At 70.4% G+C, this 19815-nt stretch carries 18 protein-coding genes and 4 pseudogenes; 9 read left to right on the top strand and 13 right to left on the bottom strand.

What is annotated here, in order from left to right:
- Positions 1 to 116 precede the first annotated feature (116 nt).
- Positions 117 to 846: pseudogene (locus AC6RUA_RS15000) on the bottom strand (metallophosphoesterase).
- A 220-nt stretch (positions 847 to 1066) separates the two neighbouring features.
- On the opposite strand from AC6RUA_RS15000, the gene map reads away from it, so the two are divergent.
- A complete protein-coding gene (map, locus tag AC6RUA_RS14995) occupies positions 1067 to 1960 on the top strand; it encodes a type II methionyl aminopeptidase (protein WP_499813800.1) in 894 nt (297 codons plus the stop codon).
- 127 nt (positions 1961 to 2087) lie between these two features.
- On the opposite strand, the gene AC6RUA_RS14990 is transcribed toward map, so the two are convergent.
- The gene (locus tag AC6RUA_RS14990) at positions 2088 to 2288 is read right to left on the bottom strand and encodes a DUF7835 family putative zinc beta-ribbon protein (protein WP_499813799.1); all 201 of its coding nucleotides are present in this window, start codon (positions 2286 to 2288) and stop codon (positions 2088 to 2090) included.
- A gap of 142 nt (positions 2289 to 2430) precedes the next feature.
- Here AC6RUA_RS14990 and AC6RUA_RS14985 point away from each other — a divergent pair, with 142 nt between their 5' ends.
- The 3 genes from AC6RUA_RS14985 (at position 2431) to AC6RUA_RS14975 (ending at position 4620) form a co-directional block, all read left to right on the top strand.
- On the top strand, positions 2431 to 2979 hold the full coding sequence (locus AC6RUA_RS14985; RefSeq protein WP_499813798.1) for an HIT family protein: 549 nt from the start codon (positions 2431 to 2433) through the stop codon (positions 2977 to 2979).
- 412 nt (positions 2980 to 3391) lie between these two features.
- Positions 3392 to 4210: a DUF2391 family protein gene (locus AC6RUA_RS14980; RefSeq protein ID WP_499813797.1), complete on the top strand. Its 819-nt coding sequence runs from the start codon at positions 3392 to 3394 to the stop codon at positions 4208 to 4210.
- Positions 4207 to 4620: a hypothetical protein gene (locus AC6RUA_RS14975; RefSeq protein WP_499813796.1), complete on the top strand. Its 414-nt coding sequence runs from the start codon at positions 4207 to 4209 to the stop codon at positions 4618 to 4620. Before AC6RUA_RS14980 ends, AC6RUA_RS14975 begins: the two co-directional genes overlap by 4 nt.
- 341 nt (positions 4621 to 4961) lie before the next feature.
- On the opposite strand, the gene AC6RUA_RS14970 is transcribed toward AC6RUA_RS14975, so the two are convergent.
- Positions 4962 to 5147, bottom strand: coding sequence for a hypothetical protein (locus AC6RUA_RS14970; protein WP_499813795.1), 186 nt, complete (start codon positions 5145 to 5147; stop codon positions 4962 to 4964).
- Positions 5148 to 5290: 143 nt separating this feature from the next.
- Between AC6RUA_RS14970 and AC6RUA_RS14965 the strand changes: the two genes are divergently transcribed.
- A complete protein-coding gene (locus tag AC6RUA_RS14965) occupies positions 5291 to 6193 on the top strand; it encodes a winged helix-turn-helix domain-containing protein (protein ID WP_499813794.1) in 903 nt (300 codons plus the stop codon).
- A 23-nt stretch (positions 6194 to 6216) separates the two neighbouring features.
- On the opposite strand, the pseudogene nadC reads toward AC6RUA_RS14965, so the two are convergent.
- The 4 genes and pseudogenes from nadC to AC6RUA_RS14945 all read right to left on the bottom strand — a co-directional run bounded on the left by nadC (position 6217) and on the right by AC6RUA_RS14945 (position 11420).
- A pseudogene (gene nadC / locus AC6RUA_RS14960) lies at positions 6217 to 7027 on the bottom strand (carboxylating nicotinate-nucleotide diphosphorylase).
- Positions 7017 to 8586: pseudogene (locus tag AC6RUA_RS14955) on the bottom strand (L-aspartate oxidase). Before AC6RUA_RS14955 ends, nadC begins: the two co-directional pseudogenes overlap by 11 nt.
- A pseudogene (nadA, locus tag AC6RUA_RS14950) lies at positions 8583 to 9703 on the bottom strand (quinolinate synthase NadA). The pseudogenes AC6RUA_RS14955 and nadA overlap by 4 nt, the downstream one beginning before the upstream one ends.
- A 181-nt stretch (positions 9704 to 9884) precedes the next feature.
- Positions 9885 to 11420: an amidohydrolase gene (locus AC6RUA_RS14945; protein ID WP_499813793.1), complete on the bottom strand. Its 1536-nt coding sequence runs from the start codon at positions 11418 to 11420 to the stop codon at positions 9885 to 9887.
- A 214-nt stretch (positions 11421 to 11634) separates the two neighbouring features.
- On the opposite strand from AC6RUA_RS14945, the gene AC6RUA_RS14940 reads away from it, so the two are divergent.
- Entirely contained in the window at positions 11635 to 12264 is a 630-nt protein-coding gene (locus tag AC6RUA_RS14940; RefSeq protein ID WP_499813792.1) for a TetR/AcrR family transcriptional regulator, read from the top strand.
- Positions 12265 to 12300: 36 nt separating this feature from the next.
- Positions 12301 to 13539 (top strand): hydroxymethylglutaryl-CoA reductase (NADPH), encoded by a 1239-nt coding sequence (hmgA, locus tag AC6RUA_RS14935; protein WP_499813791.1) that lies wholly within the window; start codon positions 12301 to 12303, stop codon positions 13537 to 13539.
- Between the two features lie 75 nt (positions 13540 to 13614).
- Here hmgA and AC6RUA_RS14930 read toward each other — a convergent pair whose 3' ends face one another.
- Positions 13615 to 14130 (bottom strand): DUF5817 domain-containing protein, encoded by a 516-nt coding sequence (locus tag AC6RUA_RS14930; protein ID WP_499813790.1) that lies wholly within the window; start codon positions 14128 to 14130, stop codon positions 13615 to 13617.
- Positions 14131 to 14238: 108 nt separating this feature from the next.
- Between AC6RUA_RS14930 and AC6RUA_RS14925 the strand changes: the two genes are divergently transcribed.
- Positions 14239 to 14589, top strand: coding sequence for a cupin domain-containing protein (locus AC6RUA_RS14925; protein ID WP_499813789.1), 351 nt, complete (start codon positions 14239 to 14241; stop codon positions 14587 to 14589).
- Between the two features lie 35 nt (positions 14590 to 14624).
- Here the strand turns inward: AC6RUA_RS14925 and AC6RUA_RS14920 are convergent, their stop codons facing one another.
- From AC6RUA_RS14920 to AC6RUA_RS14905, 4 genes are all read right to left on the bottom strand, one after another.
- Positions 14625 to 14915 (bottom strand): SUI1 family translation initiation factor, encoded by a 291-nt coding sequence (locus AC6RUA_RS14920; RefSeq protein ID WP_499813788.1) that lies wholly within the window; start codon positions 14913 to 14915, stop codon positions 14625 to 14627.
- A 57-nt stretch (positions 14916 to 14972) separates the two neighbouring features.
- Entirely contained in the window at positions 14973 to 16235 is a 1263-nt protein-coding gene (gene icd / locus AC6RUA_RS14915) for an isocitrate dehydrogenase (NADP(+)) (protein WP_499813787.1), read from the bottom strand.
- Positions 16236 to 16357: 122 nt separating this feature from the next.
- Positions 16358 to 17503 carry a tryptophan synthase subunit beta gene (gene trpB / locus AC6RUA_RS14910; protein WP_499813786.1) on the bottom strand — a complete coding sequence of 382 codons (1146 nt, stop codon included), beginning with the start codon at positions 17501 to 17503 and terminating at the stop codon, positions 16358 to 16360.
- 108 nt (positions 17504 to 17611) lie between these two features.
- Positions 17612 to 18025: a hypothetical protein gene (locus AC6RUA_RS14905; RefSeq protein ID WP_499813785.1), complete on the bottom strand. Its 414-nt coding sequence runs from the start codon at positions 18023 to 18025 to the stop codon at positions 17612 to 17614.
- Between the two features lie 270 nt (positions 18026 to 18295).
- On the opposite strand from AC6RUA_RS14905, the gene AC6RUA_RS14900 reads away from it, so the two are divergent.
- Positions 18296 to 19153, top strand: a complete 858-nt coding sequence (locus AC6RUA_RS14900; protein ID WP_499813784.1) for an isoaspartyl peptidase/L-asparaginase — start codon at positions 18296 to 18298, stop codon at positions 19151 to 19153.
- Positions 19154 to 19195: 42 nt separating this feature from the next.
- Here the strand turns inward: AC6RUA_RS14900 and AC6RUA_RS14895 are convergent, their stop codons facing one another.
- Complete coding sequence (locus AC6RUA_RS14895; RefSeq protein WP_499813783.1) at positions 19196 to 19705, bottom strand: GNAT family N-acetyltransferase; 510 nt, start codon at positions 19703 to 19705, stop codon at positions 19196 to 19198.
- Positions 19706 to 19815: the final 110 nt, after the last annotated feature.

The raw sequence follows: 19815 nt of genomic DNA, 5'->3' as shown, positions 1-19815 counted from the left end.
CCGGTCGGAGCAAAAATCCCGCGGAACCGCCGTCACCCCGGTCACCCTCCTCGCGTACGGGTCCGTCGAGCCGACCGCGTGGGCGCGGTGCCCGCGACCGGTCGTCGCTCGTCGGCTCACCGAGCGGGGTCGGCGCTCTCCGGTCGACGCGCGTCCGTCTCGTCGGTGAACGGCGGTTCGAGCACCTTCTCGTCGGCGCGGTCCCGCCCGTCGTCGGTCGCCGGGACCGAGACGAGTGCGTCGCCGCGCCAGTCGTACGCCGTCAGGTCGCCGCCGTAGACGCAGCCCGTGTCGAGCCCGACGGCGAACTCGCGGACCACCGGTCGGTCGAGGACGGTGTGTCCGAAGAACACGCGCCAGGGGCCGTCGTACCGCTCCCACCAGTACGGTCGGTCGCCGTAGCTCTCCTCGGGACGAGCGAGCGGGGGTTCTCCAGGTCGTCGACGGTGTGGTCCGCGAGCGACTTCCGGGGGTCCACGCCGCCGTGGACGACCAGCGCGCCGGGCGCGCCGCCCCGTCCCGGCCAGGAGACGGCGACGGGGAGCGAGGCGAACCGGTCGAGGTGGTCGTCGGTCAGGTCGGGGAGCGCCGCCTCCCCGCGGAGGAGTTTCTCCTCGTTGTTCCCGCGGACGGTGGGCGCGTCGCGGACGCGCTCGACCACCGCCCCGGCTGTCGGGTTCCCTTGCGCACCAGGTCGCCGACGAACACGACCAGGTCGGTCGGGCCGGGGTCGAGCGCATCGGCACACCCGTGAACGTCGCCGACGACGTAGACGTCGTCCCAGTCGTCGGGGTCCACGCGTCGGTGGCACGACCCGACCTCGACTCCGAACCGCGGGCGGGTCATCGACCGACGGGACGCTCCGGAGCGACAAAAACCGTCCTCCGGTCGGCTCCCGTGTGAAACGTAGCCGAACGCCGTCTTCGACGCACCCGCTCCCCTCACGCAGCGGGTGGGTGTTCGCGGGGGGACGGCACGCCTCGGTCGACGGTCGTTCGTCCGAACCGGTCGACGCCCCCGACACCGGAGCGCAACCCCTTTGGACGCATCGGCCGAAGGCGGCGACATGAGCGCGCTCGACGAGGACACGCTGGCGAAGTACCGGGAGGCGGGCGAGATACTGACGACCGTTCTGCAGGAGGGACGCGAACTGGTCGAACCCGGCGCGACCCACCTCGAGGTCGCCGAACACGTCGAAGAGCGCATCCGCGAGGAGGGAGCGGGCACCGCGTTCCCGGTCAACATCAGCGTGGACGAGGAGGCGAGCCACGCGACGCCGAGCCGCGACGACGACACCGAGTTCGGCGACGACCTGGTCTGTCTCGACGTGGGCGTCCACGTCGACGGGTACATCGCGGACGCGGCCGTCACGGTGGACCTCGCGGGCGCGACCGAACTCACCGAGGCCGCCGAGGAGGCACTCGACGCCGCCGTCGAGGCGGCCGGGCCGGGCGTCCCGGTCGGCGAGATCGGCGCGGAGATAGAGGACGTCATCGAGGCGTACGGGTACACGCCCGTCTACAACCTCTCGGGCCACGGCGTCGAGCGGTTCGACGCCCACACGGGACCGAACATCCCCAACCGGGGCGTCGACCGGTCGGTCGAACTCGAACCGGGGCAGGTCGTCGCCATCGAACCGTTCGCCACGGACGGCCGCGGGAAGGTCGGCGAAGGGGGGGAAGAGGAGATATACGAGTTGACGAGCGACCGCTCGGTCCGGAACCGGTCGGCGCGGCAGGTGCTCGAGGAGATACGGGAGTTCGACGGGTTGCCGTTCGCGGCGCGGTGGCTCTCGTCCTCGCGCGCGGAGATGGCGCTCCGCCGCCTGAAGACGAACGGCATCATCAAGGGGTACCCGGTGTTGAAGGAGGAAGAGGGAACACTCGTCAGTCAGGCCGAACACACGCTCGTGATAACCGATGACGGGGTCGAAGTGACCACCGAAGGCCTCTACCAATAGGCTTCGGACGCTCCGACTCCGTAGTCGGGTCCGTCACCGTTGGGTCGTCGTGGGGCTGCCCACGACGGTGCATGGGCGCCTGAACCGGACCCGGCGCGCTCCGGGACGCGCCGGCTCTCCGTCCGGCCTAGGCGTTGTTCATCCGCATCGCCGATTCGGACCCGCACTCGTTGCAGGTGACGACGCGGTACGGTTCACGGGAGAATTCCGCATTCTCCTCCTTTTCGCTCTCGGTGCGAATCTCGACTCGCACGTCGTGGAGCGTCTCCCCACCACAGTGGGAACAGGCCTCGGAGACGCTGTCGGGGTCGGAGGGTTGGGTCGCCATGCGTGCCTCCCTACACAAGTGACGCCGATAAAGGTACCACGCTACTAATAAGCCTTTGGCTAGTGGGTCTCCCCGGCCGGATTCTGACCCGAGCGCGAGGACGAAGCTACGGGTTGAAGGGGGTCCCCGGTCTGGCTCGTCCGTGGACCAGATATTCGCCCCGTGGCGCATCGAGTGGGTCGAGCGCGACGACGACGGCGACGACGGCTGCCCGTTCTGCACCCTCCCGGAACGGGGGAACGACCGCGAGGCGCGCATCGTCGCCCGCTCGCCCCGGTCGTTCGTCCTCCTGAACAACTACCCGTACAACCCGGGCCACGCCATGGTCATCCCGCGGGTACACGAGCGCGCGTACGGCGCGCTGAGCGACGAGGTGCTCCTCGACCACGCGCGGATGAAACAGCGGACGTTCGCGGCGCTCGACGACGCCATCGACCCCGACGGCTACAACGCCGGGATGAACCTGGGTGACGGCGCCGGCGGGTCGCTGCCGCACCTCCACACCCACGTCGTCCCCCGGTGGGCGGAGGACACCAACTTCATGCCGGTCGTCGGCGACACCAAGGTCATCGTCGAGGCGCTCTCGGAGACGTGGGACAGGGTGCGCGACGCGTTCGCCGAACTCGACGGCGCGACGGTGGACGGCGAGGACGACGCGCCGCGGTTCCCCGCGGGAGGCGAGTCGGCGTAACACGGCGAGTTCCGCGCGGCGGTCGACGCCACGCCACCTCGCCGAGTTCGGGCACCTGAGCCAGGACTACCGGAGCCGACGATCGAGGTCTCTACCGAGGAGACGATCGCCCACCGTCTCCGCCGGGTGTACCTCCTCCTGTTCACTGTCAATCGGCGCCCGGCCCTGTCGCGTCCTGGCGTTCGCGGGATGACCGTGGCCGAGTAACACCGCGTCAACCAGGTTCCGGGAACCGCCGTGTCGCTCGTGGTCGCGGTGTTCTCCCTCGTCTGTGTCGTCACCGGTCTACGACCCCGGGACCGGGAGGCCGAAGACGAGCTACATTCGAAGGACGTGGGCGGAGAGGGGTGACTCTGCTACGCGAAGCTACCTACCATCCTCCGTTTATACGGTGACTTCGTATATCTGGACCATGCCGCAGAACGCGTACGGACTCCTCCGAGATCAGGGACGCGGCGTAGTGGGCGCCCTAATCGTAAGCGTCGAACTGCTCTTCACCATGGAGATGTGGTGGCATGGATGGCAACTCCCCACGGCGTGGTTAGTGATTTACGTGGTCGCTGGCCTCGGGGTCGTACTCGTCATCACCCGTACCATCGGCTTTCAGAAGGGGGCGGAAGGCTCGTCCCCGGTGAGGAGGGCCGTATCGGACTTCATGGAACTCCTGTTACAGAGTTTCGTAACGGCCTACGTCGTTCTCCTGCTATTCGGCATCGTCGATCTAGGTGATTCTCTGCTCACAGTGGCCCGGTTGGGACTCTTGTTCGTCGTCCCGCTTGGATTCGGCGCTGCCCTGGCGAATACGTTGCTGAGGGAGACTGAAGACGAACAGCGAGAGGAACGGCCGTTCTACCGGCACCTCGGTATGCTCGCCATCGGCGCGATGTTCGTCAGTATGACGATAGCTCCGACCGACGAGATGTCACTGATGGCTGCGTACGCGAGTTGGCCTCGACTGGGCCTGATTATCATCCTGAGCGTTCTGGTGGCCTACCTGGTACTCTTTGAATTAGAGTTCCAAGGACACGAGACGCGTATCAAAGGCACTACCGGGCGAGACCAATGGGGCCACGCCTTCATCACGTACGCGGTCGGCATCGTCGTTGTGGTCGGACTGCTAGCCGCATTTGGGCAGTTCAGGCAGTCACCAGTCACAGTTTGGGTACAGATGCTGGTCGTACTCGGACTTCCAGCGTCGCTCGGTGCAAGCGGGGCGAGGGTGGTCCTATGAGCGACCGCTCGGACGGGACCGACGGTCAGAGCGACCAAGCGACCGATGATGGAGATACCGAGTCGACGTGGGCGGAGCGTCTTCTCATGGCTGTAAGCGTCGTGTTGACGGTCGTACTCTTCTCGTTCGTACTCTGGCAGGCGTCGACGACGCCTGTAACGGCGGTACCAACGGCTACCGTTACGGGAACCGAGACGCTCGCCAGTGACGATGTGAAGGTCATCGTATCCTTCCAGAACGCGCAGGACGTGGGGCTCGTCATGGCCAGGGTTGAAGTCGAGTGTGACACGCCGCCGCCAGAACTAACCTTCGAACACGTACCCGCTGACGATCGGCGGATAGGACACGTTATCTGCCCGCCCGGAACAGAGACACCCACCGCGACGGTATCGTCGTGGACCGAGGCCTAATAGTTCAGGTCGTCGAACTCGTTCGGTGGTTCGCGACGGCTGTTCGGATATGAACTGAGTAGATGGAAACTGCCAGCAGATGCACGAACTTACCATGGCGGGCACGGAAGCGCTTGCTGAATACGCGCGCTCTATTCGAAACACGACCGCAGACGTCCACTCGGATGCCGTCAGAAGCGACGCACGAGACGGAGAGGCGGGCTTCACCAGTGCCCGTCCCGCGACCGGGGACTCGTCGTGGCTCTCGAAGCGACCAACTTCGTGACAAATCACGGTCGCACGGGCCCGCCCAACGTGCCAATCGAGAGGCGAGCCAGAACGTTACCCGGGAACCGCCGAAATCACTGCTTGGCGACACCACGTCGAACGTCCCCGCCAGCGGTATCGTTTCCCGCCCCAGCGAACGTCTGGCGGACGAGCCAGTACGCCACGAGGGGTAGGAACACGAACAGCGCGGGGTACCCGAGTACAGTTGTCCATCGACGGGCGCCCAGAATCCCGTCGACCGCGAGGTACAGGACCGCCACCAGACCGACACGTACCCCCGCCGTGCCCACGGAGCGGCCGCAAACCGTCGAGGGATACCCGGGTCGCTCGCTCCAGCGGACGCAGTCGTTGGTCCTGACGGACGGCCAAACGGTTTTGTCGTCGGGGACGAAACCTCCGTCCAATGAGTACTCCCGCAGACGAGGAGGCCCGCGAGGCCGTTCGCGAGGCCGACCTCACGCCCGCCGAGGCGTTCGCCCTCCTCGGCAACGAGACGCGCATCGAGGTGTTGCAGGCGCTCCACGAGGCGACCGTCGAACAGGGGAGCGACGACCCGGTTCCCTTCTCGGAACTGTACGACCGGGTCGACCTGGACGACAGCGCCCACTTCAACTACCACCTCAAACAGCTACTCGACCACTTCGTCCGCAAGACCGACGAGGGGTACGCGTTCCGGACGCCCGGGTGGAAGGTGGTCCGGTCCGTGTTCGCGGGCACGTTCACCGGCCGGACGGAACTCGGTCCGTTCGAGGCGCCCGGCGACTGCTACCACTGCGGGGGCGAGTTGGAGGCGCGTTACGCCGACGAGCGACTCGCAATCGCCTGCGCCGACTGCGGCCGCGGCCACGTCGACTACCCGTTCCCGCCGGGCGGACTCGACGACCGCACCCCCGCGGAGTTCCTCGACGCGTTCCACCACCACGTCCGGCACCACTACTGTCTCGCGGCCGACGGCGTCTGCCCGGAGTGTATGGGCCGAATGCAGACGACGCTCGACTCGTGTACGAAGGTTCCCGGACAGGACGTCGTCGTCCGGCACGTCTGCAACCGGTGTGACAACCGTCTCGAGTCCGCCCTCGGGTTGAACCTCCTCGACACCGCCGAAGTGCTCACGTTCCACAGCGAGCGGGGGACCGACCTCACCACCGAACCGTTCTGGACGAACGACTGGTGCGTGAGCGACGTCCACACCGCCGTCGTGAACGAGGACCCGACGACGGTCCGCCTCGACATCCCCTGCGACGGGGACGTCCTGTCCGTGACCGTCGACGAGACGATGAGCCTCCTCGAGACCGAACGGGCGTAACCCGGGTCCGACCCGGCTCCGCCCTACTCGTCGCCGGTCCGGAAACTGTAGTCGAGCGCCGGTGCCGAGTGGGTTAGACTCCCCATCGAGAGCACGTCGACGCCCGTCGCGGCGTACGCCGGCACGTCCTCGAGCGTGATGCCGCCGCTCGCCTCCGCGAGCGTGCCGGCCGGGAGCGCCTCGACGCCCCGCTCGACGGCCGCGGGCGACACGTTGTCGAACAGGACGACGTCCGCACCGGCGTCCGCCGCCCGGCGCCGTCCTCGGGCCGCTCCACCTCGACTTCCAGCTTGGTCGCGAACGACGCGCGCTCGCGGAACCGCCCGACGGCCGCCTCCAGCCCGAGTTCGGCGACGTGGTTGTCCTTGACCATCACCATGTGCGAGAGGTCCAGCCGGTGGGTGTCGCCGCCGCCCGCGACCACCGCGCGCTTCTCGACGCCCCGGAGACCGGGCGTCGTCTTCCGGGTCGCGGCGACGGCGACGTCGTCGGTCACCTCGCGGGCCGCGTCCACCGCCTCGCGCGTCGCCGCCGCCACCCCGGAGGCGTGGCCGGCGACGTTGACCGCGACCCGCTCCCCCGGAGCACCGCGCGGGCCGGTCCCTCGACTCGGAGCACCGCGTCGCCGGCGTCGACGCGCGCCCCTGCGTCGACCGTCGGCGTCGCTTCCGCGCCGAGGTAGTCGAACACGCGGACCGCGGCGTCGAGTCCGGCGGGGACGCCCGCCTCCGTGGCGACGAGTCGCCCGGTCGTCTCGCCGGGGACGTGGTTCGTCACGTCGTGGTGCCCCAGGTCCTCCGCGAGCCACGACTCGACCGTGGCGTCAGTCAGCACGGGCCTCCTCCTCCCGGGCGTCGGTGGCTCCGTCGGCCTCGCCGACGCGGCGGTGACAGCCCGCCGACTCCGCCTCGGCGGCCGCACGCGCGACCAGCAGGGCGACCACCGTCGCGTTCCGGAGTTCGTACAGGCCGCGCGAGGTGCGCGTCCGGGTGTACGCGTCCACCTCGCCCTTCAGTCGCCGGAGGACGCCGGCGGCGCGCGCCATCTCGTCGTCGCGGCGCACCAGGCCGAACGCGTCGGACGCGGTGTCGCGCAGGCGGTGGAACTTCCCCCGCGCGAACGAGTCGGGCAGCGCCGGGTCGCTGTCGCGGGGGGCGGGAGCGTCGACGCACACCGGGTCGAACCCGGCGGCGGATTCGCCGGCACGAAGCCCCCAGACCAGGCCTTCGAGGCGAGGCGGTTCGCGCCGTGGACGCCCGTGCGGGCGCACTCGCCGACGGCGAACAGGCGGTCGAGCGAGGCGCGCCCCCGGTCGTCGACGTCGATACCGCCACACAGGAAGTGCTCGGCCGGCGCGACCGGAATCCCCTCGGCGGGGTCGACCCCCCGGTCGTCGCAGGCGGCCGCGAGGTCCGGGAACGCCGCGCGGAAGTCGAGCGGCGAGAGGTCGAGCGTCACGCCGCCCGTGCGGTCGCGTTCGCGGGCGACGGCGCGCGCGACCACGTCGCGCGGGGCCAACTCGGCGTCCTCGTGGACCGCGGGCATGAACCGCTCTCCGTCGGCGTTTCTCAGGAGCGCCCCCTCGCCGCGGACCGCCTCGTTGACGAGGAACGGGTCGTCGCCGGCGTACGCGGTCGGGTGGAACTGCACGTACTGCATGTCGGCCACGTCCGCGCCCGCGAGCGCCGCCATCGCGATGCCGTCGCCGGTCGCGCCGTCCGGGTTGGTGCTGTCGCGGTACAGCGCGCCGATGCCGCCGGTCGCGAGCACCGTCGCGCCCGCGAACGCCGGGACCGCGCTCCGGCCGCCGTCCGTCTCGTCACTGGCGGGGTCGCCGACGCGTCCCTGTCGCCCGCCGCCGGTTCCAGCAGCGCGCCGTGGACGCGCCCCTCGTGGGTCACCAGGTCGAAGGCGGCGGTGTCCTGGAGGAGGCGGGCGTTCTCGCGGTCCTCGAGGTGCGCGAGGAACGGCCGGAGGACGTGCCGACCGGTCGAGGCGTCCACGTGGAGGACGCGCCGCTCGGAGTGGGCCGCCTCGCGGCCCAGGTCGTACCCCGAGCCGTCGTCCGTCCGGTCGAACGCGACGCCCAGCGTGTCGAGGAGGACGTCCTCGACGGCGGCGCGCGCGTCGCCCACGAGCGTCTCGACGGCCGCGGGGTCGCACTCGCCCGCGCCAGCGGCACGGACGTCCGCCGCGAACGCGTCCGGGTCCGACTGCGTGACGGCGATGCCGCCCTGCGCCCAGTCGGTCGTCGCGTCCGCGGGCTTCGCGGCTTTCGTCGCCACGAGGACGTCCGCCCCCTCGCGGGCGGCCGCGAGCGCGGCCGAACAGCCCGCGATGCCGGAGCCGACGACGAGCACGTCCGCCTCGTACGCGTCGGGGGTCCGGCTCACAGTTCCAGTATCCGTTCCATGGCCACCGCGGCCAGTTCCTTCTCGCGGGGCGCGACCTCGACGACGTTGCGCTCCTCGCCCTCGACGAGCCCCTCCAGCACCCACGTCAGGTAGTTGGGGTCTATCTGGCGCATCGCGTTGCAGTCCATGCACGCGTCGCCACACAGCGGGAGCACCTCCACCTCGGGGTGCCACCGGTCGAGGTGGTTGGCGAGGTGGATTTCGGTGCCGATGGCCCACGCCTCGCCCGGGCCGGCGGTCGCCACCGTCTCGCAGATGGTCGACGTGGAGCCGACCACGTCGGCCGCCTCCACCACCTCCCGGCGGCACTCGGGGTGGACGACGACGCTCGCATCGGGGCGACGCTCCCGCAGGTCGTGCACGTGGCCCGCGCGGAAGCGTTCGTGGACCTGACAGTAGCCGTCCCAGAGGACGACGTCGGCGTCCGCGACCGCTCCGGGCTCTTTCCCGTCGGGGTCCCACGGGTCCCAGGTGACCGTCGCGTCGGCGACTCCCAGGTCGTGTGCGGTGTTCTCGCCGAGGTGCTTGTCGGGCAGGAACAGCACGGTGTCCCCCCGCTCGAACGCCCACTCGAACGCGTCCGCGGCGTTCGAGGAGGTGCAGACCAGCCCCCCTGGTCGGCGCAGAACGCCTTCAAGTCGGCGTAGCTGTTCATGTACGTCACCGGCACCACGTCGCCGTCGACGGCGTCCGCGAGTTCGGCCCACGCGGCGTCGACCTGCAGAGCCTCGGCCATCCCCGCCATCGGACAGGACGCCTCCATCGACGGGAGCAGCACGGTCTGGTCGTCGTCGGTGATGACGTCCGCCGACTCGGCCATGAACGTCACGCCCGCGAACACGACGTACTCGGCGTCCGACTCGGCCGCCTCCGTCGATAGCTGGTAGCTGTCGCCGACGAAGTCCGCGTGTTCGACGATCTCGCGCCGCTGGTAGTTGTGGCCGAGCACCACCACGTCGTCGCCGAGTTCCGCCCTCGCCGCCTCGATGCGGCGGGTCCGCTCCGCCTCGTCCAGGTCCCGGTAGCGCGCCGGCAACTGTTCGAGGGAGTCGTACTTGAACAGGCTCAGGTCCGCGTTTAGGTCCGCAGTTTCCATTCGTAGAATCGTATCGTGTGTGTCCAGGTGCCCACGGGGGACGGTTGTATAATATTTTTCTTCGGTACGGTATTCTGAGTGCGTACCACCCACCAATCAGAATAGAGCTCGCTATCAGCGTACGAAGTAGGAGAGTGTCGAAGAAGACCCCGTGGATCGGTCGGACGAACGAGTCCCGGTTCTATCGCTCGTCGTACACCACGTCACCGCCGACGGCGGTGAGCGCCACGCCGAGATCCGCGACGTCGTCCGGCCGCTCCCAGGGGGAGCCGTCGAGGAGGACGAAGTCCGCGCGCTTCCCCGGCTCCAGCGTACCGAGTCGGTCCTCGTCGAACCCGGCGTACGCCGCGCCGCTCGTGTACGCACGCAGCGCCGCCGTGACGCCGAGCGACTGCGCCTCGGTCGGGGCATTCACCGCGTGGTCCACCCCCGAGAGCGGGTCGAGCGGCATGCAGTCGCTCCCGAACGCGAGCGGCGCGCCGGCCTCCCGGTAGGCCGGCAACCGGTTGGCGTCCGTTCGTCGGTCGCCGAGACGGGCGTCGTAGAGCCCGCCCTCGCGGCCCCACTTGTGGAAGTTCGGCTGCATCGACGCGACGACGCCCATCTCACCGAACCGCTCGACGGCCTCGTCGCTCGCGAGTTCGCAGTGTTCGATGCGGTGTCTGGCCTCCCCCGGGGAGTCCGTCTCGGCGTACGCGTCGAGGGCGGCGTCGACGGCGGCGTCGCCGATGGCGTGGAGCGCGACCTGAAACCCCGCGTCGTCGGCGCGCGACACCAGTTCGTCTATCTCCTCGGGGTCGAGCACCCACTGTCCCGTCTCCTCGCGGTCGTCCGCGTACGGCTCCGAGAGCTTCGCGGTCCGCCCGCCGAGCGAGCCGTCGGTGAACGACTTGATCGCGCCCACTCGCACCATCTCGCTGCCGTGGTTCGTGCGGAGGCCGGCGTCGACGAGCGAGTCGAGGTGGTCGGCCCAGTAGTTGAGGCGGACCCGGAGCGTGAGGTCCCCCTCGAGGTCCATCTCCCGGTACACCTGCGGCGCCTTCGACTTCCGGACCATGTCGTGGACGCCGGTGACGCCGAGCGAGTTGGCGTGTCGCTGGGCGGCCGCGAGGAGTTCGCGCGCCTCGGCGGCATCCGGTTCGATGATGTCGTACACCGGGTCGACCGCCTCCTCGACGAGGACGCCCGTCGGCTCCCCGCCCTCGGTCAGCACGTCGTCGCTCGGCATCGCGTGCAGGAGGCGGTCGAGCACCACGTCGTTGACGGAGGCGACGTGCATGTCCTCCCGGAAGGCGACGACCGGCGCGAGCGCGGAGACCGAGGCGAGGTCCTCGCGCGTGAGGTAGCGCGAGTCGTCCCACGTCGACTCGTCGTAGCCGAACCCGAGCACCCACTCGTCGTCGCCGGTCTCGTCGGCACGCTCGCGGAGCAGGTCGACCGCCTCCCGCGGGCTGTCGGCGCCCGAGAGGTCCGCGTGGACGAGCGAGGTGCCGACGGTGAGCAGGTGCGTGTGGGCGTCGACGAACCCCGGGAGGGCGACGCGCCCTCCCGCGTCGAGCGTCGTCGTCTCGGCTCCGGCGAGGAACGTCACGTCGTACGTCGAGCCGAGACGGACGACGGCACCGTCGCGGACCGCCATCGCCTCGTGCGTCTCGTCGGGGTCCCCGAGGGTGTGAATCTCGGCGTTCGTCACGACGAGGTCGGCGGGGTCGCTCATGGGCTGTAGGGCACGTCGAACGGCCAAAACGGTTCGGGAAGCGGGAGGGGAGAGCGGCCGACCGTAAGGCTCATCCTGCGCTGAACGCTCGTTCAGCCATGGACGAGACGCCGACGCGCACGAGCCTGCGACGCCGAGTCGCCGACCCGGTGCCGTCGGTTCTCCGACGGGTGCCCGGCCGTCGGCGCGAGCGCCAGGCGCGGGAGGACCGGCGGTGAACGCCGACGGCCGGTCGGAGGCCGAGCGGGAGATACTCGAGGCGACGTTCCGGGCGCTGCGCGAGCACGGGTACGCCGACCTGACCATCACCAACATCGCCGACGAGTTCGCCAAGAGCAAGTCGCTGCTGTACTACCACTACGAGTCGAAGGAGGACCTGCTGGCCGACTTCCTCGCGTTCGCGGGCGACCGCTTCCTCTCCTCGCTCGACGCGGAGACGGACGACGACCCGGTCGGAAGCCTCCGGGCGCTGGTCGACCGGTTCCTGCCCGCGACGCTCTCCGAGGAGATGCGCGCCGGGCAGGCCATCATCCTCGAACTCCGGATACAGGCCACGACCGACCCGGCGTTCCGCGCCGCGTTCGACGCGCTCGACGACCGCCTCCACGAACGCATCCGGGGGTACGTCGCGGCCGGCGTCGACGCCGGCCGGTTCCGGGCTGTCGACCCGGACGAGACGGCCGCGGACCTGCTCGCCACCCTCAACGGCGCGATGGTCGCGCGCGCGACGACCGACCGCGACGTGGTCGGTCCGGTCCGCGCGTCGCTCGACCGGCGCATCGACGCGCTCCTGGTGAGCGACTCGACCAACGGGGCGAACGACCACGGCCGCGACCGGAAGTAGGTAATCAGTTAACCCCGCCGCCCGGAGTCACGGGTCATGAGCGACCCCGGTGCCGACGCGGACCCGGACGCGGAGACCCTCGCCTCGCGGGTACGCGAGGGCGACCTCCGACTGTACGAACTCGAAGAGCACGCGGACGCCGACACCGCCGCCGCGGCCCGGCGACTGCTCGTCTCCGAACGGTCCGGCGCGGACCTGACGACGACGGGCGAGTACGCCTTCCCCGCCGGGGCGGCGAGCGGGACGAACATCGAGAACATGCTCGGCGCGGTGCAGGTGCCCGTCGGCGTCGTCGGCCCGGTCGACATCGACGGCGGCGCGCTCTCGGGCGAGCGCTACGTCCCGATGGCCACCACCGAGGGCGCGCTGCTCGCGTCGGTCAACCGCGGCTGTTCGGCGCTGAACGCCGCCGGCGGCGCGAGCGCCCGCGTGCTGAAGAACCGGATGACGCGCGCGCCGGCGTTCCGCGTCACCGGCGTGGCCGAGGCGGAGGCGCTCGCGTCGTGGGTGCGGGACAACGTCGACGCACTCCGCGAGGCGGCCGAGGCGACGACGAGCCACGGCGAGTTGCGGGCGGTGACGCCGTACGTCGTCGGCAACAACGTCTACCTCCGGTTCGCCTACGACACGAAGGACGCGATGGGGATGAACATGGTCACCATCGCGACCGAGGCGGCCTGCGACGCGGTGGAGGACGAGACGGACGCCGAACTGGTCGCGCTGTCGGGCAACCTCTGTACGGACAAGAAGCCCGCCGCGGTCAACGCCGTCGAGGGGCGCGGCCGGTCGGTCGCCGCCGACGTGACCGTCCCCCGCGAGACGGTGGAGGCGACGCTGAAGACGACGCCAGCGGCCGTCGCGGAGGTGAACACGCGGAAGAACCTCGTCGGCTCCGCGAAGGCGGGGAGCCTGGGGTTCAACGCCCACGTCGCCAACGCGGTGGCGGCGGTGTTCCTCGCGACCGGGCAGGACGCCGCACAGGTGGTCGAGGGGGCGAACGCCATCACGACCGCGGAAGAACGGGGCGGCGACCTCTACGTCTCGGTGACGCTCGCCTCGCTCGAGGTCGGGACGGTCGGCGGCGGCACCAAACTCCCGACGCAGGCGGAGGCGCTCGACGTGCTCGGCGTCCGGGGGGGCGGCGACCCCGCCGGGAGCAACGCCGACGCGCTCGCTGAGGCCGTCGCCGTCGCCGCGCTCGCGGGCGAACTCTCGCTGCTGTCGGCGCTGGCCTCGCGCAACCTGTCGTCGGCGCACGCGAGCCTCGGTCGGTGAGGCGTCGAACGCAGACGACGGGGCGCGCCGACGTCGCCGCATCGGGGACGTCGGAGCCGGTGACGCGACGCGCGCCTACAGCAGCCGGTACTCGCCGCGCGACTCGCTGACCTCCCCCCGCTCGGTCAGCCGGTCGAGCAGGTCGCGGGCCGCCTCCGCGGGCACGCCGCGGTCGGTCGCGTATTCGACGACCGCCTCCGCGGTCGTGCGCCCGTCGCGGAGCGCGTCGCGGACGACGTCGTCGCGCGAACGCGACCGCTCGCGCGAGACGTCGCCCGCCGCGGCGACCTCGTCGGGGTCGAGCCCCGAGCGTTCGAGGTACTCCCGCTCGTCCATCCCGGACTCGTCGAGTTCCGCCTCCAGTTCGGCCACCGTGCCGGCGCGCTCGAACGCCGCCTCGTCGCCGCGCTTCTCCGCGAGCAGGCGCGCGCGAGCCTCCGCCGCCGCCGCGCGGTCGTCCGACTCGAAGAACCGCCGGAGCGGCGTCGAGTGGCGCGTCCCGCAGCGGGGACAGGTCGCGGAGTCTTGCGTCCCGGGGTCCGAGAGCAGCCAGTAGGTCCCGCAGTCCGAACAGCCGACGACCGCGTACACGTCGACTGCTACCGCGTCACCGGGTTTGAATCTGTCCACCGGGGCGCCGGTCGACGGCCGGCGCGTGGTCGCCGGCAGAGTTACGTCCCGTCGCGTCCGGAACGGGATATGGAGAAAGTCAGGTACGACCCGGCGGACGCGGTCGAGGCCGTCCCCGGCGTCGACCTCACCGCGCTGGCGGCGGGCAGCGAGACGAGCATCCAGCACTTCGCGGTCGAGGCGGGCGAGACCATCCCGGAGCACGAACACCCCCACGAGCAGGCGGGCTACATCCTCTCAGGCGAACTCACGTTCCTGCTGGCCGACGGCGAGGAAGTGACGGTGGAGGCGGGCGACTCGTACGTCATCCCCGGCGGCGAGGCGCACGGCGCCGAGAACCGCGGCGACGAGCGGATGGAGGGCGTCGACGTGTTCAGCCCACCGCGGACCGACGCGGCGTGGGCGGAGAACGACGAGTAACGGGGCGACCGTCACCGACCGACTCGCGACCCGGTCTACTCGACCGCGAACCCCTGGTCGCGCAGCAGGTCGGCCGCGCGGTCCTGGTGGTCGCCCTGCAGTTCGATGGCACCGTCCTCGACGGTACCACCGGTCCCCAGCGACTTCTTCAGGTCCGACGCGACCGACTTCACGTCGACGCTCTCGGTGTCGAACCCCTCGACGATGGTGACCGGCTTGTTGTACGTCCGCCGCTCCATGCGGATGGTGAGCCGCTGTTCCGCTCGCGCGAGGTCGTCCGTCGGGTCGTCCGGGATGTTCGCGAACGGGTCGTCGTCGTTGCTCATGCGTCTACCGGGTACGCCGCGTAGTCGTAAAAGGATAGACGCCGACCGCGGCCCGAGTTACGCCAGGTCGTGGATGCGCTCGACGACCTCGTCGGCGAACTCCGAGGCGGCGAGTTTCGTCGCGTCCTCGCGCTGGCGTTCGAGGTCGTAGGTGACGCGACCGGAGGATATCTGCGCTTCGACCGCGTCGCGGATCAGGTCGCTCGCGTCCTGCCAGCCGAGGTACTCCAGCATCTCCCGGCCCGAGAGGATCATCGCGGTGGGGTTGGCCTTGTCCTTGCCGGCGTGTTTGGGCGCCGAGCCGTGGACCGGTTCCGCGAGCGCGCGGGCGTCGCCGAAGTTGATGCCGGGCGCGATGCCGAGGCCGCCAATCTGCGCGCCCGCCGAGTCCGAGAGGTAGTCGCCGTTCAGGTTCGGCATCGCCAGCACGTCGTAGTCGCTCGTCCGCGTGAGCAACTGCTGGAGCATGTTGTCGGCGATGCGGTCCTTCACGACGAGTTTGTCGGCGGGCGCGTCGCCGTCGTACTCCTCCCAGAGTTCGTCCTCGGTGATGACGTCCTCGCCGTACTCCTCCTCGGCGAGTTCGTACCCCCAGTCACGGAACGCCGCCTCGGTGAACTTCATGATGTTGCCCTTGTGGACGAGCGTCACCGAGTCGCGGTCGTTCGCCAGCGCGTACTCGATGGCCTGCCGGACGAGTCGCTTGGAGCCGTACTCCGAGATGGGCTTGACGCCGATGCCGACCGGGCCGTCGTGGATGACGTCGTCGTACCCCATCTCCCCCTCGACGAACTCGCGGACCGTCTCGGCGTCGTCGGTGCCGGCCTCCCACTCGATGCCGGCGTACACGTCCTCGGTGTTCTCGCGGAACGACACCATGTCCATCTCCTCGGGGCTCTTCACGGGCGAGGGGACGCCCTCGAGGTGGTAGGTCGGCCGGACGTTCGCGTACAGGTCGAGCGTCTGGCGGAGGGCGACGTTGAGCGAGCGGAACCCGGAGCCGACGGGGGTCGTCAGCGGCCCCTTGATGGCGACGCGGTGCTCGCGGATGGCTTCGACGGTCTCGTCGGGGAGGTTCTCGTCGTACTTGTCGCGGGCGGACTGACCGGCGTAGACGCGCATCCAGGCGATGGAGCGGCCGGTCGCCTCGACGGCGGCGTCGAGCACGTCCTGTGCCGCCGGCCCGACGTCCTTGCCGATTCCGTCCCCGTGAATGATGGGGACGATGGGGTTCTCCGGGACGTCGAGTTCGCCGGTCTCCTCGTCGGCGAGGGTTATCTTCTCGCCGTCCGCGGGGACGTCAGCGGTGTCGTAGCTCATGAACGTATCTCCGCGTTCCAGCGGAGGCCGAAAAAGCCTGCCGTTATCGGTTGAACGGGAGAAATCGGGGCGGTACAGGTCGAACGGGCGACCGCCCCGTCTGACCGGTGGGTCGTGGCCGCTCAGAGGTCGAACCGGTCCGCCGCCGTCTCCATGTCCTTGTCGCCGCGTCCCGAGAGGTTGACCAGGACGGTGTCGTGGTCGTCGGCCAACCGCTTCGCGAGCGCGACGGCGTGACTCGACTCCAGCGCCGGAATGATGCCCTCGGTCTCGCTGAGTTCGCGGAACGCCGCGAGCGCCTCGTCGTCGGTGACGCCGGTGTACTCGGCGCGCTCCATCTCGCGGAACATGGCGTGTTCGGGGCCGACGCCGGGGTAGTCGAGCCCCGCCGAGACGGAGTGGACCTCGGTGTCCGCGTCGATGACGCGGGTCTTCATCCCGTGGATGACGCCGTCCTCGCCCTCGAACAGCGGCGCGGCGTGCCGGCCCGACCCCGCGCCCTCGCCGCCGCCCTCCGCGCCGTAGAAGGCGACGTCGTCCTCGCGGAAGGCGTGGAACAGGCCGATTGCGTTCGACCCGCCGCCGACGCACGCGACGGCCGCGTCGGGCAGTTCGCCCGTCCGGTCGAGTATCTGTTCGCGCGCCTCGGTGCCGATGACGCTCTGGAAGTCGCGCACCATCCGCGGGAACGGGTCGGGACCGACGACCGACCCGACGAGGTAGTGGGTGTCCTCGACGTTCTCGGCGAAGTCCTCGAGCGCGGCGTCGACGGCGTCCGCGAGGCCGGCACCGCCCCGGGTGACCTCGTTCACCTCCGCGCCCATGAGGCGCATCCGGAACACGTTCATCCGCTGGCGCTCGGCGTCCTTCTCGCCCATGTATATCTCGGTGTCGAGGCCGAGGAGCGCGCCGACCATCGCCGTCGCGGTGCCGTGCTGGCCGGCGCCCGTCTCCGCGATGAGCCGGGGCTTGCCCGCCATCTTCGCGAGCAAGCCCTGCCCGAGCGTGTTGTTTATCTTGTGCGCGCCGCCGTGGAGCAGGTCCTCGCGCTTGAGGTAGACGTCCGCACCGTAGCGGTCGCTGAGGTTGCGCGCGTGGTACAGCGGGGTCGGTCGGCCGGCGTACTCCGCGAGCAGGCCGTGGAACTCCTCGCGGAACTCGTCGGTGTCCTTGACGTCGTCGTACGCCGTCGCCAGTTCTTCGAGCGGTTCCTCGAGGGGTCCCGGAACGTGGCGGCCGCCGTACCCGCCGAAATCGCCGTCTGTCATGCGTCGGTAGCGTTCGCGGCGGGGATGATAAACTGTGGTCTTCGGAGCGAACGGCGGGACCGGCGAGTACGGAAAATCGACGCCGGGTGGCGTCGCGTGTGCGTCGCGCTACTTCGTCAACACGGCCCGAAGCGTCTCCTCGTCGGTCGCCTCGAACTCCGCGAACGCGCTGGTGCCGTCGCCGAACTGCGCCACCGCGCGCGCCCCCTCCACGTCCAGGACCCGGACCCCGGCGGACACGTCGCCGGTGAAGTCGGGGTCGATTCCGAGGAACTCCATCTGCTCGCCGTCGTCGAAGTTCGAGAACCGGACGGTGACGACCTCCGAGTCCACCCCGGTTGTCGAGATGACCGTCGCCCCCCCGCTGGCCGTCCCGAAACTGTCCCACGTCACCGGGAACTTCGACGTCCGACCGCTGATGCCGAACGACCGAATCGAGTCCTGTGCGGTGTTCTCGAGCGCGAGGTTGATGCTGTACGAGTCGAGCGGTCCCGAGAACGTCGCTACGAGTTCGTCAGCCATCGGAACTCACCCCCGACCCGACGGCGTTCGTGGCTGTCCCCCGGCCCGTGCTGCTCGGTGTTTTCATGTGTATTCCTCCGCAGTGAAGACGACTACCTCGGCGGTATTATCTATTCACGCTTAAGAACATGTAAATCTCGGTGGGAAATTAAGACCGGTGCGCACAGCGGCAGGCGAACCACCGCCGGTCTCGGGCCCGGGCGCGAGCGCCGGGTCGGCCGTCCGTTCCGGTTTCCCGGCGCTTATGCCCGGTCCCGCGCAGGGGCGAGCGTGCGAGTCATCTGTCACGGCGGCGCGGGCGGGAAACCCGACGAACCCGAACCGCGGCAGGCGGTGCTGGACGAGGCGGCCGAGACGGGGGCGGGGGAGGCCGGCGCGACGGACGCCGTCGTCGCGGCCGTCGAGGTGCTAGAGGAGGACGAACGGTTCAACGCCGGCGTCGGCGGCGCGGTCCAGTCCGACGGCGTCGTCCGCACGGACGCGGGACTGATGACGAGCGACCGAAACGCGGGCGCGGTGGCCTCGACGCCCGGCGTGGCGACCGCCGCGCGGGCCGCGCGGGTCGTCGCCGAGGAGACGCCGCACGTGTTCGTGACGGGCGAGCACGCCGTCGAACTCGCGGACGCGTTCGGCGTCGAGACGGACCGCGACCTGCTCACGGCCGAGACCCGCGAGCGGTTCGAGTCGGCTGACCCCCCGTCGGGCGGGCCGCGCGACCACCTCGACTGGCTCCGAGAGCGGTTCGGGGGCCACGACACGGTGGGCGCGGTGGCACACGACCCCGACGCGGACGAGTTCGCCGCCTGCACCTCGACCGGCGGGCGGTTCTTCGCGCTCGCGGGGCGCGTCGGCGACGTACCACAGATAGGGTCGGGGTTCTTCGCCGCGCCCGCCGGCGGCGCGAGCGCGACCGGTGCGGGCGAGGACATCGCGACGGCGACGCTCACCCGCCGGGCGGTTCGCCACCTCGAGTCGGGACTGGGCGCGGGGGCGGCGGCCGACCGCGCGATGGCCGAGTTCGGCGAACTCACCGGGTCGGTGGCCGGCGTCATCGTCCTCGACGAGAGCGAGGCGGGCAGCGCGTTCAACTCCGAGGGGATGCAGACGAGCGTCGCCACCTCGGAGTGACCGAGGTGACCGCGCCGGTCGTAACGACCGGTCGGTCCGTACTCACAGTCGCGTTCGCATCTCGACCACCCGTCCGTGGACGCCCGTCTCCCCGAACTCGTGGTCCACGTCGCACACCCGCTCGTAGCCGCGCGCCTCGTAGAACGGGACGGCGTTGGTCGACGAGTGCAGCGCGAGCGTCGAGAGGCCGCGCTCGCGGGCGCGCCGCTCCAGTTCCGCGAGCAGCGCCGACCCGACGCCCGCCCCGGCGGCGTCCGGGTGGACGTACACCGCCCGTATCTCCCCCGTCTCCGGGCCGGCGGCGACCGCCTCGAAGTAGTCGCCGCCGCCGGGGCGGAGTTCGGCGAACCCCACGACCCGGCCGTCGCGTTCGGCCACGAGGAAGTCCGCGCCCTCGGGCGTCGTGTCGTAGTCGGCGGGGTCGCGGTCGCCCGCCCACGCCTCGACTTGGTCGTCGTCGTACCCGGCGGGACCCAGCCCGCGGATGGAGGCGACGTGGACGTCGCGGACGGCGCCGGCGTCGGACGGTCTGGCGTCGCGGAGCGTGACCATGCGTCGACTCCGAACCGGCGGGATATCACCGCGGCGGTCGGGCAGTCAGCCTGTCTGTCGGTCGCCGACCGGGAGGAACAGAACGCTTTCGTCCGGGCCGGTCGTCGGTG

It is taken from the genome of Halorarum sp. SLYT50, from assembly GCF_059821265.1.
This window is presented reverse-complemented; position numbering and strand designations above follow the sequence as displayed.